This window comes from Nonomuraea sp. ATR24 (assembly GCF_041950485.1).
Lineage (GTDB): Bacteria > Actinomycetota > Actinomycetes > Streptosporangiales > Streptosporangiaceae > Nonomuraea > Nonomuraea ceibae.
In genome coordinates this window covers 1-13525 of record NZ_JBGNUU010000011.1, presented here as the reverse complement: position 1 = coordinate 13525, position 13525 = coordinate 1, and the positions used below count along the sequence as shown (strand labels likewise).

At 72.1% G+C, this 13525-nt stretch carries 9 protein-coding genes; 6 read left to right on the top strand and 3 right to left on the bottom strand.

From position 1 onward, the window contains the following. The first annotated feature begins 1 nt into the window (after position 1). The 3 genes from ACBI99_RS25345 to ACBI99_RS25335 all read left to right on the top strand — a co-directional run bounded on the left by ACBI99_RS25345 (position 2) and on the right by ACBI99_RS25335 (position 5298). A complete protein-coding gene (locus ACBI99_RS25345; protein ID WP_375073653.1) occupies positions 2–2677 on the top strand; it encodes a BREX system ATP-binding domain-containing protein in 2676 nt (891 codons plus the stop codon). 111 nt (positions 2678–2788) lie between these two features. Next, positions 2789–4021: an FxsB family cyclophane-forming radical SAM/SPASM peptide maturase gene (locus tag ACBI99_RS25340; RefSeq protein ID WP_246644455.1), complete on the top strand. Its 1233-nt coding sequence runs from the start codon at positions 2789–2791 to the stop codon at positions 4019–4021. After that, positions 4018–5298, top strand: a complete 1281-nt coding sequence (locus ACBI99_RS25335; RefSeq protein ID WP_375073652.1) for an HEXXH motif domain-containing protein — start codon at positions 4018–4020, stop codon at positions 5296–5298. Before ACBI99_RS25340 ends, ACBI99_RS25335 begins: the two co-directional genes overlap by 4 nt. A gap of 26 nt (positions 5299–5324) precedes the next feature. Here ACBI99_RS25335 and fxsT read toward each other — a convergent pair whose 3' ends face one another. Continuing rightward, positions 5325–7838, bottom strand: coding sequence for an FxSxx-COOH system tetratricopeptide repeat protein (gene fxsT / locus ACBI99_RS25330; protein ID WP_308125699.1), 2514 nt, complete (start codon positions 7836–7838; stop codon positions 5325–5327). A 168-nt stretch (positions 7839–8006) separates the two neighbouring features. Between fxsT and fxsA the strand changes: the two genes are divergently transcribed. Both fxsA and ACBI99_RS25320 read left to right on the top strand, forming a co-directional pair. Further along, entirely contained in the window at positions 8007–8165 is a 159-nt protein-coding gene (fxsA, locus tag ACBI99_RS25325; RefSeq protein WP_219503507.1) for an FxSxx-COOH cyclophane-containing RiPP peptide, read from the top strand. Between the two features lie 164 nt (positions 8166–8329). Beyond that, a complete protein-coding gene (locus ACBI99_RS25320) occupies positions 8330–10309 on the top strand; it encodes a hypothetical protein (protein WP_375073651.1) in 1980 nt (659 codons plus the stop codon). 3 nt (positions 10310–10312) lie between these two features. Here ACBI99_RS25320 and ACBI99_RS25315 read toward each other — a convergent pair whose 3' ends face one another. After that, on the bottom strand, positions 10313–11602 hold the full coding sequence (locus ACBI99_RS25315) for an MFS transporter (protein ID WP_219503515.1): 1290 nt from the start codon (positions 11600–11602) through the stop codon (positions 10313–10315). Between the two features lie 271 nt (positions 11603–11873). On the opposite strand from ACBI99_RS25315, the gene ACBI99_RS25310 reads away from it, so the two are divergent. Next, positions 11874–12653, top strand: a complete 780-nt coding sequence (locus ACBI99_RS25310) for an aminoglycoside N(3)-acetyltransferase (RefSeq protein ID WP_375073650.1) — start codon at positions 11874–11876, stop codon at positions 12651–12653. A 33-nt stretch (positions 12654–12686) separates the two neighbouring features. Here the strand turns inward: ACBI99_RS25310 and ACBI99_RS25305 are convergent, their stop codons facing one another. Beyond that, positions 12687–13166, bottom strand: coding sequence for a GNAT family N-acetyltransferase (locus ACBI99_RS25305; RefSeq protein WP_219503521.1), 480 nt, complete (start codon positions 13164–13166; stop codon positions 12687–12689). Positions 13167–13525: the final 359 nt, after the last annotated feature.

Genomic DNA, 13525 nt, shown 5'->3' with positions numbered 1-13525 from the left:
CATGGCCGGTCACCCCACGAGGAACCCGTTCCCCGCGCGCGGCACCTCCAGCGCGGAGGAGACCTCACGACGCGACTTCCGTGACGACTGGGCGCGGCACACCCCGACCGCGCTGCTGCCCGGCGTGCGCGGCGCGGTCCGTCTGTCCGGCGAGTACCTGCGCGCCTTCCGCGGCGGGGCCGCCGGCGAGGGCGGCCTCGGCTGCCTGTACGGGGCGCACGGGGTGGGCAAGACGCACGCCGCCCGGCACATGATGGCGCAGGCCGGACGGGAGGCTCCCGAGGCGGTCCAGCTCTACCTGCGGTTCCAGGAGGACGACTTCGTCGCCGCCTACCGCCGGCTGGTGTCGCAGCTTCCGCAGACGCTGCTGACGGATCTGAACGAGCGCTACCTTGACCGGGTGTGGGAGGACCTGGTGGCCCGGGCCGGCGACCCGGATCTGGTCCCGTCCGGGCAGGTGCTGGAGGAGCAGGCCAAGGAGATCTCCGCGGTCGCGGGCAACGGGGCCGAGTTCCAGCGGGCGCTGTCGTTCCTGGCCAATCCCGGCTTCTCCGAGGCCGCCTACGACTGGCTGTGCGGCAGGCCGATCAGCACGGAGGCGGCCCTGGCCATCGGGGTGCGCGGGCAGCTCGACGACCCGGTGATGTGCCGCTACGGCGTGCAGTTGCTGACGGCGCTGATGACCGGGAGCGGCCGCCCGTTCATGGTGGTCCTGGACCAGTGCGAGAAGTTCCTCCTGGAGGAAGGCGACCCGATCCCGGCGAACGTGGGCCTCCTGCAGAGCCTGGTCGAGGCGATCCCCCGGGCCGGCGGGATGCTGCTCCTGGTGACCAGCGAGGCGGGCTGGGACTGCGTGCCGCCCGACTTCCGCCAGCGGATCGGCGCCGGCGCCGTGCGGCTGCTGCCGCTCACCCCGGACGAGGCCAGGCTGGTGCTGTCGGCGTATCTCGCGACCCCGGCGCCGGACATCCGGCCGTTCACCGACTCCGGCCTGCTGGCGCTGCTGCGCCACAGCGGCGGCAACGTCCGCCTGTTGCTGCAGCTGAGCTGGGCGAGCTTCGAGGACGCCGAGCCCGGCGCGGCCGTCGGCGCCACGGCGGTCGACGCCGCGGCGGCCCGGCACGGCCGCTCGCCCGACCTCCCGGGGCTGGAGATGCTCGTGGAGGCGAAGCTGCTGGCCGCCGGGCTGACGGCGGAACGCGGCAGGACCGACGCCGGGACGACCGAGTTCTGCTTCCCCGGCGGGCGCGCTCCCCGCGCCGTGATCAGGCTGAGCGAGGCCATCTTCTTCGACGACGAGGCGGCGCGCGCGACCGAGCTGGTCCGCCTGAGCAGGAAGGCCAGGTCGGGCCGCAACCCCGTCTTCACCGCGCTCGTCGTCACCGGCTACGTCAGCCCCGCCGTGCTGGACCACCTGCGCAAGGCCGTGCACCGGGTGCTGGTGGCCGACGGCTCGGCCGTGTTCTCGCGCGGGCTGGACGCGGTCCTGGCGGAGATCGGCCACGTGCTCGCCGGCGACGAGCAGCCCGTACGGGATCCCGGTGAGCTCGACGAGACCCTGCGAGCGCTGACGGCCTCGCTGGAGCAGCTGAACTCCGTACGCCGCGAGGAGGCCGTCACGCTGCAGCGGAGCCTGGCAGAGGTGGCCGATCGGCTCGAACGCGGCGAGGAGAAGCCGGCGTCCGGCTGGCCGGCCAGGCGGGCGGAGCTGGCGGCGGCGATCGCCGAGGCCAGGCGGCGGCGCGCGACGTCCGACTGGGAGGAGTTCCGCAAGATCCGCGACGCGGTCGTGCTGTTGCGGCTGAACCGGATCAGGTGGCTGGCCGTGGCCTTGACGGCGGCCGTGGCGCTGGCCTTCGTGACGCTCGCGACCGCGTCGCAACACCCCGGCCTGCTCGGGGCCGGTCTGGGGGCGGCGCTCGTCGCGGCGGCCGTGGCCGCCTACCACGGGAGCCGGTTGATCACCTCGCGCATCCGTCTCGCCGCCGTGCCGCTGGAGTCCAGGCGCGAGCTCGACCTGATCGCCCGGGAGCTGCGGCGGTACGCGGACCCGCGCTCCGCCGATCCCGTCTGCCGCTACGCCTACGCGCTCACCGAGGACCCGGACGACAACTACCGGCGGCTGGCGACGGCCATGCTGGGCGAACCGCTCGCCCTCGTCCGGCAGGCCATCGGCCACCGGATGGCCGTGACCGAACGCTCCCCCGCGGACTGCGTGCCGGAGGTGCAGCGCGGGCTGCGCGAGCGGACCCCCGAGGTGCTGCTGCTCCTGGCGCGTGCCCAGCGGCACAGCGAGGTGGACCGGCCGCCGCGGGTGCTGCGCGACCTGCCTCCCGAGCTGCGCGTGCTGGTGGCGCTGGCCAACCCGGGCGCGCCCGACCTGGCCGACGGCGCGATCTCCCGGCATCCGGCGGAGCTGGTGCTGGCCGCGCTGGGCGTACGGGGCCCCGGGCACCCGCTGGCCAGGGCGCGCGGCGGGCCGCCCGGCAGCGTGCCGATCGAGATCCCGCGCAACGAGCTGAGAGCGGCGGCGCATCTCCTGTCGCCCCTGGAGCCCGACGGGCTCGGCACCTACGACTGGCTCCCGCTCGTCGCCGAAATCGACGGCCTGTACCTATTCTTCGAGGAATTGCTCTACCACCAGGAAGAAATGACTTCCAACCGGCCCAAATCTTGACTTGTCTTCCCTGTCGTGAGAGATAGGGAGGGGCGTAGCGCACAATCCGCGAAAGCGGAAGTCCTTGTCAGAAGGGCACAATGGCGTGCACGACGCATAATGAGGTAGCCGTTGCTGGGAAGGCCTGATTCGGAGCCACTGCTCACGCGGAGGTTCCCGGAATTCCTCGACGTTGACGCACTGCTGGCCGGCGGCTGGACCCCGCTGGCCTTTCAGCAGTTCATCCTGAAGATCCACAGCCGCTGCGATCTGGCCTGCCGCCACTGCTACGTGTACGAGATGGCCGACCAGAGCTGGCGCGGCCAGCCCCGGCGCATGTCCGACGCCATCGCCGACCGCGCGATCGAGCGGATCGGCGAGCACACCGCCCGCTACGACCTCCCGGAGATCGACGTCATCCTGCACGGCGGCGAACCCCTGCTGGCAGGCCCCGACCTCATCTCCCGCCTGGTCCTGGGCGTCCGCGGCGCGGTGGGCACCGGCACCCGGGTCAACGTCACCGTCCAGACCAACGGCGTCCGGCTCGGCCCGGCCTTCCTGGAGCTGTTCGACTCGCTGGAGGTGCACGTCGGCGTGAGCCTCGACGGCGACGCCGAGGGGCAGGACCGGCACCGGCGCTTCGCCGACGGGCGCGGCAGTCACGCGCTGGTCAGCGAGTCGCTGCGCAGGCTGACCTCGGGCCCCTACCACCACCTGTTCAACGGCATCCTGTGCACGATCGATGTCCGCAACGACCCGCTGCGCACCTATGAGGCGCTGCTGGAGTTCGACCCGCCGGCGGTCGACTTCCTGCTGCCGCACGGCAACTGGGCCACCCCGCCGCCGTTCCGCATCCCGGGCTCGCCGGCGACACCGTACGCCGACTGGCTGATCCCGATCTTCGACCGCTGGTACGACAGCCCGGTCCTGCAGACGGAGATCCGCCTGTTCCGGGAGATCATGCGGCTGCTGATGGGCGGGGCCTCGCGTGCGGAGGCGGTGGGCCTGTCGCCGGTGCGCATGGTGGTGATCGAGACGAACGGCGGCATCGAACAGTCGGACATCCTGAAGAGCGCCTTCGAGGGCGCCACGGCCACCAGCCTGCACGTGCTCACCGACCCGCTGGACAAGGCGCTCCTGCAGCCGCCGATCGTGGCCCGGCAGATCGGCGAGCTGGCGCTGTCCGGCACCTGCCGCGCCTGCGACCTCGTGAACGTCTGCGGCGGCGGCCAGTACGCGCACCGCTACAGCCCGGCCACCGGGTTCGCCGAGCCTTCCGTCTACTGCCCGGACCTGTACCGGTTGATCAGCCACATCTCGGCCCGGTGCGAGCGGGACATGGCGCGCCTGAGAGGAGCCGGGTGAGCGCGGCAGGCCATCGGATCTCGGCCGCGGCGTTCGCGACGCTCGCCACGGGGACGGGCACGGGCGGAGCGGCGGCGGTCGCGGAGTTGTGCGCCGCCCAGGCGAGCAAGCACCGCCTGCTGGCGCGCTTCCTCGTGGACGAGACCCGCCGGATCGGCCACCGCGACGCGGCACTGGTGTCGGCGGCCTACGAGACGCTGTCGGAGCTGGAGGAGCGCTTCCCCGAGCAGGTCGACCGCTGCCTGCGCTATCCGGTGACCGGCGCGTGGCTGCTGCGCACCTGCCGGGCGCTGCCCGGCGGGTCCCCCGGCGAACTGGCGGCGCTCGCGCTCGCGGCGGCCGTGCGGGCGGGCGCGCCGTGCCGCCTGCGCGTCCCGGCGTCCGACGGCACGCTCATGCTGCCCACGCTGGGCCTGGTGACGCTGCCCGGCGGCCTGCCCGAGGTCACGGAGGTGGCCGTGGAGCCGGCGTCCGGCGGCGCCGAGCTGCGGGCCGGCAGGCACAAGATCGACATCTCCCCGGTACGTGACGGTCCCGGCTGGCAGGTGCTGCACCAGGTGCCGGGGACCCCCGGCCTGTCGCTGACGATCGACGACCTGGACCCGTGCCGCTGGCCGGGCGACGACGTCGACGGGCGGCTGACGGACGAGCGGCGGGAACGGTGGTTCGCCTGCGCGCGCGGCGCCTGGGAGGTGCTCACGGGCCGACACCCGGCGGTCGCGGCGGAACTCGGAGCCGCCGTCTCGGTCCTCACCCCCGTGCTGGCGGGCGAGCGCGACCAGCACAGCGCCTCCGCGCGCGACGCCTTCGGCGCGATCGCGCTGTCCGACCCGCTGGACGGGATCGGCATGGCCGTCACGCTGGCGCACGAGTTGCAGCACGCCAAGCTGAACGCGCTGAGCGAGGTGGTGGAGCTGGTCCGTCCCGACGACGGCCGCCGCTATTACGCGCCCTGGCGCCCGGATCCGCGTCCGCTGTTCGGCCTGCTGCACGGCGCGTACGCGCACGCCGCCGTAGCCGGGTTCTGGCGGGTGCACGCCGCCGACGCCGGGATCGGCCCGCGGGCCCAGGTGGAGTTCGCCCGCTGGCGTGAGGCCTCCTACCAGGTCTGCGCGACGCTGCTCGGCAGCGGCGGCCTGACCCCGGCCGGGGAGGAGCTCGTCGGCGAGCTGCGCGGCCTGCTCGGCCGCTGGCGGGCCGAGCCGGTCACCCCGGCCGCGGCCGCCCGCGCGGGCCTGCTCTCCGAACGCCACCGCCGGCAGACCCGCCTCCGCTGAGACGCCCGGGTCGGACGGGCGGCGGGTCAGAGGGGCGGCGGGTCGAAGTCCGTGTCGATGCGCAGGCCGGAGGCCGCCGCCAGGCTGTCGGGATGGTCCTGCCCCATGTGCAGGGCGAAGCGCTTCATCGTCTCGGCGTGCAGCCGGTCGGCCTCTTCCGCCGCCCCCGTCTCGCGCAGGTCGATGCTCAGGTTGGCGGCGCAGATCATGCTCAGGTAGTGATCCTCGCTGAAGTGTGTCCGGATCGCACGGTAGTTCTCCTCACCGAGCTGCCGGGCCCTGTCGTGCTCGCCGAGCGCGGCCAGGTCGTTCTGCAGGTTGACGGCGCAGGAGACGGTGTAGTCGTGCGCGCGGCCGACCCGCTCGGTGAGACCGGCCAGCGCGCGCTGGTTCATCTGCCGCGCCGTGGCCACGTCGCCGCTCAGCCGCAGGAGCAGAGCCTGGTTGATCCGTACGGCGTGGGTGAAGGGATGGTCGTCGCCGAACACCGACGGATAGTAGAGCAGAGCCTCCTCGGCCAGTTGCCCGGCCGCCTCGAGCTCGCCCGCGGCGCGCAACGCGTTGGACAGGCCCAGCGCCGCCGCCATCGTGTCGCCGTGCCGGTCGCCGTACAGCCGCTGCAGGCGCTTGTAGGTGTCACGCATGAGCTCCACGGCCTCGCCCAACTGCCCCGTCCTGCGCAGCGAGATCGCGTAGTCCTTGGCCGCCAGCAGCGTGTTGGGATGGTCCTCGCCGAGGTGGGTGCCGCCGTAGGTGTGCAGGTCCTCGCCCATGTCGGCAGCCGCCTGGAACCGCCCGCTCAACCGCACGGCCCGGTTGAGGTTGCTCCAGATCTGCAGGAAGAACCGGCTGCCCATGTTCTCCTCGACGCTCACCTTCCGGTAGACCTTCTGCAGGATCTCGCGCGCCTGGTCGTAGTCGCTGGTGAGCGCGTAGTCGACGGCCAGGTTGTTGCGGGAGCGCAGCGTCAGGATGTCGTCCTCGCCGTGCAGCCGCTCGTAGGCCTCCACCGCCTCCTGGTCGACCTCCCGCGCCCGGCTGAACTCGCCGCGGCCCCGCAGGGTGGCGGCGTAGCTGCTGGTGGCCCAGATCGTGTCGGCGTGGTCGTGGCGCAGGGACTCCCGCATCAGCTCCCAGGTCACCGAGTCGAGGTCGTAGGCCTTGTCGTAGAGGGCCAGCGCCCGGTAGACGTTGCCGAGGTGGACGCGGGCCGACAGCACGTTGGGATGGCGAGCCCCGCTCTTCTCGGTCCACTTCTCGATGTACTCGTCGAGCAGCGCCTGGGCCTGGGTGTAGCTGCCGCGCACGTACATGTAGCGCACCAGGTCGAGGGCGAACTTGCGCACCCCGGGATCCACGCAGTCGATCAGCCCGGAGGGCCGCAGGTGCGCGGCCAGCTCCTCGAAACTGGCCCACTTGCTCGTGTCGTCCGGGTTGTCCGGCGCGCTGCCGGCCAGGAGCAGGTGCACCTCGTGGCGGAACTCGCCGCGTTCCTTCTCCGGCGTCTCGTCACGCAGCAGCGCCTGATTCAGCCGGTGGACCTGGAGGGTGCGGGTGTTGGGCTCGGCCTTGACGAGCGCGTAGCGTTCGAGGTTGCTCAGGGCGCTGGCCAGCAGGATCGGGTCCGACAGGATGGGCGCCAGCCGCGGGCCGACCGACCGGTTGCCGCCGCGCCGGAAGACGTCGCGCGGGATGGGCTCAGGGCCGAAGAACGCGCAGCAGCGCAGCACCTCGACCGCCTCGGGCACCCGGTCCTCCAGCTGCGACACCGACAACTGCCAGGCGGCCGTCATCGACTGCGGGTACATCGGCGCCTTCTCCAGGCTGAGCAGCCGGCTGGTCTGCTCGTCCAGCAGCGCCACGTACTCCTCCACCGGCATGAGCGTCCTGGCCAGCAGGGCGCCCGCCTGCTCCAGCGCAAGCGGGAGGTCGCCGAGCTTCTCGGCGATCAGGTCCGCGTCCGCCTCCCCGACCGTGCCCCTGAGACGCTTGCGCAGGAAGTCGACGCTCTCCTGGCGCTCGAAGACGTCCACCTGGATGGTCGGCTCGTGGTCGCTCCAGCGCGAGTTGCGCGAGGTGATGAGGACGTGGCCGGGACCTCGCGGGATGAAGTCCTTGATGTACTCCGGCTCCTCCGCGTTGTCGAAGATCACCAGCCAGCTCCGGTACGGCGTGCCGCTCTCCAGCGTGCGCAGCACCGCCTGGGTCGCCTGCTCCACCCCGGTGGCCGGGGGCAGGCCGAGCGCCGGGCCCATCGCGGCGAGCGCGGACGGCACGAGCACGGGCTGGTCGGCGGAGATCCACCAGACGAACTCGTAGTGGGCGCGGTACTGCCACGCGTACTCGATCGCGAGCTGGGTCTTGCCCACGCCGCCGAGCCCCTGCAGGGCCTGCGGCTGCGCCACGACGGCGGTGACGGTGTTGATGCTCTTGCGAAGAGCGGTCAGAAGATCGTTGCGGCCGGTGAAGTTCGGATTCCGTTTGGGCACCTTTTCCCAGACCTTCGGTCCCTGCGCCATGGAGTACGAATTCTCCGTCACGTCGATCCTCCGCTCCGCACCCGGACGCGCCGGGCAATCATATGGCTCATCCTAGAGCTTGATTACTCGACCCGCTTATCACAGAATCATAATCAGAAGTATCACGCACGCTCATAATTTGCCATCGCGCCAATCGGTATTCGGGCAGGCCGAAACAGAGGAGTGCACATGCGTGACCGGCAGTACGGATCAGGTCAGCTGATCGACGTCACCTCCGTGTCGCTACGCAACCTGGAGGACCTGGAGAGCGCGGCCCTGCGTGCGGCGGTGGCCTCCTGCCTGGGCGACGACAAGGAGCAGGTCGCCGCATTCTCGAATTCGATCTGACACGCCTCCCCGGAGGGGCGGTAAACCGCGTTCCGGAGAACACTTTGTCCCCGCGGGCAGGTGTGCCGGTCCGACCGCACGTGCGAGGATATCGCGCACCATTACACCGGGGACCTGTGCGGTGAAACGCGGCTGCGGATGGGATCGACATGGTGACTTCCGGCATGAGAACGCGGCGGGCGGCGGGACCGTACAAAGGTTTACGCCCCTATCACGCCGAGGATCACCACGCCTTTTTCGGACGCGACGGCGAAGCCCGTGACATCCGCGAGCTCTGGGAGAGCCGGCCGCTGACGGTCCTGTACGGCGCGTCGGGCACGGGCAAGACGTCCCTGCTCCAGGCCGGGGTCATCCCGCTGCTCAGCCCCAACCGGACCGACGTGCTCCCGGTCGGCCGGGTCACGTACGGCTCGGCCTATCCACAGGCCGCGCTGCCCGACCACGATCCGTACGTGCTGGCCCTTCTGCTGTCGTGGTCGCCGATGGCGCCGCCCACGCGGCTGGCCGGTCTGACAATCCGCGCGTTCCTGCGGTCCCGTCCGGTCAAGCGCGACGTCCACGGGGAGCGCACGCTCACCATGGTGAGCATCGACCAGGCCGAGGAGCTGTTCACCGCCGACGGGCGAGACCAGCCCTACCGCGACTGGTTCTTCGGCCAGCTCGCCGAGGCGCTCCAGGCCGATCCGGGCCTGCGCGTCCTGCTCTCCGTCCGCGCCGATCACCTCGCCGACGTCGAACCGTACGAGCGGGCGCTGGCCGGCTCCGCAGCGGCACGTTACGAGCTGGGGCCCCTCGGGCCCGACGCCGCGCTGGAAGCGGTCACGCGGCCGATGGCCGGCACCGGCCGCGCCCTGTCCGAGGCCGCCGCCGAGCAGCTGGTGAACGACCTGGCCGACATCAGGGCCCGTTCGGACATCGCGCGCCACGGGGAGGGCGTGGAGCCGGTCCAGCTTCAGGTGGTCTGCGAGGCGCTGTGGAAGGCGCTGCCGCCGCACGGCGGGACGATCTCGGTACGCGACGTGCTCCGGCACGGCGACGCGGACTCGGTGCTCGCCCGCCACTACGACCGGCTGATCGCCGACCTGGCCGCCGAGCGGTTCGACGGCGACGAGCACGGGCTGCGCACCTGGCTGCGGCTGACCTTCGGCGCCTCGCCCGCGGGCGGGCGGCCGGTCGGCCAGGGCCTGGCCGGGGTCACCGGGATCGGCGAGCCCGCGTTCGAGCTGCTCGTCAAGCGCCACCTGCTGCGAGCCGGCCGGCACAAGGGCGAGGGCTGGTACGAGCTCGCCTACGACCGGTTGCCACGCCCTCAGGACGTCCAGCCGGTGCACGCCCCTCCCAGGGCGCCGTCACCGCCCGAGGACTGCCTGCGGGCCGCCGAGGGGGCCCTGCGGGAGGGTGACCTGGCCCTGGCCGCCAGACGCGGCGAGGAGGCGCTGGCGCGTTCCCAGGACGACGAGCTGGAGCTGCGCGCCGAGATCGAATCGCTGCTGGGCAACGTCGACCACCGGCGCGGCAACCTGGCCGCCGCCGTCTCCCGCTACAGCAGGGCCGCCAAGGGCTTCGAGAGCGCCGGGGTGGCGACCGCCGTCGGGCCGCTGCTCACGGCCATCGGCCGGCTGCGGCTGGCTCAGGGCTCGCCCGAGGAGGCGGTCCGCGACCTGCGCGCGGCGATGATCCGCCTGCCCGCCGACCTCGCCGTCCAGACCGAGCTGGCCTGGGCACTGTGGCACGGCGGCCATCCCGAGGCGGCCCTCGGGGTGCTCGACGGCGTGCTCGACCGCGAGGGCAACAACCTCGACGCGCTGCTCGGCCGGGGGCAGATCCTGGCCGGGATGGGCCGGGGCCGCGACGCGCTGCGGGACCTGGAGCGGGCCCGGCCGCTCCGCCGGCCGTTCGCCCGGGTGGCGCACGCGCTCGCGCTGGCTCAGGTCGACAGCCTCGCCGAGGCCGAGCGGGAGATGGCCGACGCGCTGGCCGAGGTCGGCGACCACGGCCCCCTGCTGCTCTACGCGGCCAAGGTCAAGGAGCTGGCGGGGCAGGCCACGTCCGCGGCCGACCTGGCGCGGCGGGCCATCTCCGCCTCGGCGCCGCCCCTGCCCGGCCACATGGAGAAGGACGCCAGGCGGCTCGTCAGCGTGTAGCGGTCACACGGCCTGTGCGGGGGTGTGCTGCTCGTACAGCCTGCTCGGCAGGGGTGGGGTCAGCCAGTTCCGCACGCCCGGCAGGTAGGTCGCCGCGAGCGCCAGGACCAGCATCAGTACGAACAGCACGATCGACCCGCCCTCGATGCCGCACCAGGTGACGAGCAGGCCGCCGAGCGGCGCGGCGAAGCAGAGGGCGCCGTAGGAGGACAGCCGGGAGACGCCGATCACCCGTGCCAGCTCGCGGGGCGCGATGTGCTCCACCTCCGTCACCCTGATCGCCACGTTGCTCATCGCGCCGCCGTAGCCGGTGGTGATGAAGGCGAGGGCGAAGAAGATCGGCCACAACTGCCAGGTGGTGCCCAGCACCGCCTGCAGCAGCGCGCCGACCATCGCCAGGAACATCGCCCCGGCCCAGATCCACGCGTGGACCAGCAGGGTGGAGCCGCTCGGCTTCCTGTAGTGGGCCCGCAGGGCGCCCAGCGCCCCGCCCACGCCGCCCACGGCCAGCACCAGCCCGATGGTCAGCGGCGACATGCCCTCGGAGCCCGCGATGAAGATCATCACGAGCGTGTTGACGAGCAGGTTGGTCAGCGTCACCAGCGTGATCGCGCCCCGCAGGAAGACCTGCCTGCGCAGCACGCGGAACCCTCCCGACAGGTCGTGCAGCAGCGACGCGCGGGGCGGCCGGGGGCCGGAGCGGCGCAGCAGCGGAAGCGTCAGCAGCGAGGAGAGGAAGAACAGGACGGCGTTCAGCACGAACGGGACCATCGCCCCCAGCCCGAACAGGTAGCCGCCGAGCGGCCGGCCCGCCAGCGAGGCCAGATGCCCCGCCCCCTCGCTCTTGGCCAGCGCGCTGCGTACTTTCACCGGCTCCACCAGCGACGGCAGGAGCGACGTCTCCGCGAGGTTGTACATCACCCAGAGCGTGCCCTCCAGGAGGGCGGCCAGGATGAGATGCACCAGGTGGGGCTCGCCGAACGCCAGCGAGGCCAGCACCGACAGCACGGTGAGGAAACGGCCCAGCTCGGCGACGAACATGATCGTCCGTGGTGACAGGCGATCGACGACGAGGCCACCCGGGACGTAGAAGACCAGAATGGGAATGGTCAGGGCGAACCCGGTCCAACCGGCGGCGGTGGGCGAGCCGGTCTGCGCGAGGGCGAGGAGCGGATAGGCGACGTGGAGCGTCCGGGTGCCGACCGTGGACAGGGCGGAGCTGGTCCAGGCGACCGGAAATTCCAGCCGCTTGGGCAGACGCGGGCGGCCGCGTGCCCCACCCGTACTCCTCAATCCCCTCGCCTCACCCCGTTCTTTCCCGGAGTTGACCTTAGGCTCACAGGAGGCGATTGCCACGGCGACGACCCGCCTCAGTGGGGAGTGGATACAGGATTTTGGCCGCGTACGGCCCGTCGAATTATATGGGAGCGATCAGGACCCGTCAGCCGTCTCTCACCCCGGAAAGCACGCCTCACCAGCACGAAATATGGCCATTTGCTTGCGAAAGATCATTTATTCGACTCTCGTGTATAGAAAGCGCCATTGAGCAGGAATGAGGTGTTAGATGCCCAATTATCACCATTTAAGGCACGCTTTCGCGGCGCTGGGCGTCGCGCCCGGACAGGTCGTCCTGGCGCACTCCTCGCTCAGTGCCATCGGCCGGGTTCACGGCGGTGCTCCGGCCGTCGTCGCCGCGCTGCGTGACCTGCTGGGGCCCGGCGGCACGCTCGTGGTCCCCACCGGGACCCCGGCCAACTCCGACACCTCCTCCTGCTATCGCGCCCTCGTCGCCGGGATGAGCGCCGAGGAGGTCGCCCGGCATCGGGCCGCCATGCCCGCGTACGACCCGGCGACGACGCCGACGGCTTTGATGGGGCGCATACCCGAGCACGTCCGGCAGCTTCCCGGGGCGCGGCGCAGCGCGCACCCGCACACCTCGTTCGCCGCCGTGGGGCCGCACGCCGCCGCCGTCATCGACGGTCACGCGCGTGACTGCCTGCTCGGCGAGCGTTCGCCGCTCGGCCGGCTGTACGACGCCGGGGCGCTCGTGCTGCTGCTCGGCGTCGGCTACGACCGGTGCACGGCCTTCCACCTGGCCGAGTACCGCTTCCGTGACGATCCGCCGCGCCGGTCGTACCGGGGGGTGGTGGACGACGGGCGGGGGCGGGAGTGGTGCGAGTTCGAGGACGTGGACCTCGACGCGGGCGACTTCGCCGCGCTGGGCGCCGCGTTCGAGCGGGCCTGCCGGGTGCGGCGGGGGCCGGTGGGGGACGCTACCGCGCGGCTGTTCCCGCTGAGGACGGCCGTGGACTTCGCCGTCGCCTGGCTCACCGCCAACCGCTAGAAGCACTCCGCCGTCACGGCAGGGGCCCCGCTGTCAGGGGATGGCGCTCATGACGACGCGGGGGGCCACGTCGATGCCCAGGGCGCGCTCGTGCTCCACCAGGGCGCGCAGCTCAGGGCCCCAGTCCTCGGCGGGCAGGACGTGGAAGCCGTGGCGCTCGTACCAGGGGGCGTTCCAGGGCACGTCGCGGAAGGTGGTCAGCGTCACGGCGGGGGCGCCCGTGGCGCGGGCGTGGTCGAGGACGGCGGCGACGAGCCGGCCGCCGATGCCCCGGCGCATCCGCTCGGGGCGTACGGCGAGCTGTTCGAGGTGGAGGTTGCCGTCGACGTGGCCGACGAGGGCGAAACCGTCGGGCGGGTCGCCCTCCACCAGCACCGGGCCGGGGTCGGTGACCTCCTCGATCATCGTCGTGCCCGGCGGGAACGTGATGCCCACCTGCTCGAACAGCCCGTCGGCGGCCAGCTCCACAGCCGTCAGGCCGGGAAGATCCGCGGATTCAGCCCATCGCACCATGCCGACACGGTCTCATGATTGCCGACGCGGACGCCCGCGAATATTAGTGTGATGATCGTAGGCTCGGCTGTGCGGAGCCGGGAACCCCTCCTTCACCCGTGCCCGCGACCTCGTCCCGAGGTGGCGGGCACGGCCTCCGTCTAGAGGCAACGCCGTTCAGTTAGGGCTGGGGTCGTGGCGTCAAGGGCTGGCCCGGAGCATGTTGATGCTGATGGTGGCTTTGTAGGTGGTTCGGTCGATGGCGGGTCCGCGGGCGTTGTATTTGGAGATCGCGCGTTTGACGATGCGGTCTTTGGTGCGGACCCGCCGGGCGGGCAAGAGGTGGGCCAGGACGTGACGCCCGATGCTGCCGATCAGGT

Bases quoted from the DNA above. Each gene is read 5' to 3' on its own strand.
- ACBI99_RS25345 (WP_375073653.1), top strand. From the start codon at position 2: ATGGCCGGTCACCCCACGAGGAACCCGTTCCCCGCGCGCGGCACCTCC.
- fxsA (WP_219503507.1), top strand. From the start codon at position 8,007: ATGCGTGACCGGCAGTACGGATCAGGTCAGCTGATCGACGTCACCTCC.
- ACBI99_RS25320 (WP_375073651.1), top strand. From the start codon at position 8,330: ATGAGAACGCGGCGGGCGGCGGGACCGTACAAAGGTTTACGCCCCTAT.
- ACBI99_RS25310 (WP_375073650.1), top strand. From the start codon at position 11,874: ATGCCCAATTATCACCATTTAAGGCACGCTTTCGCGGCGCTGGGCGTC.
- ACBI99_RS25305 (WP_219503521.1), bottom strand. From the start codon at position 13,166: ATGGTGCGATGGGCTGAATCCGCGGATCTTCCCGGCCTGACGGCTGTG.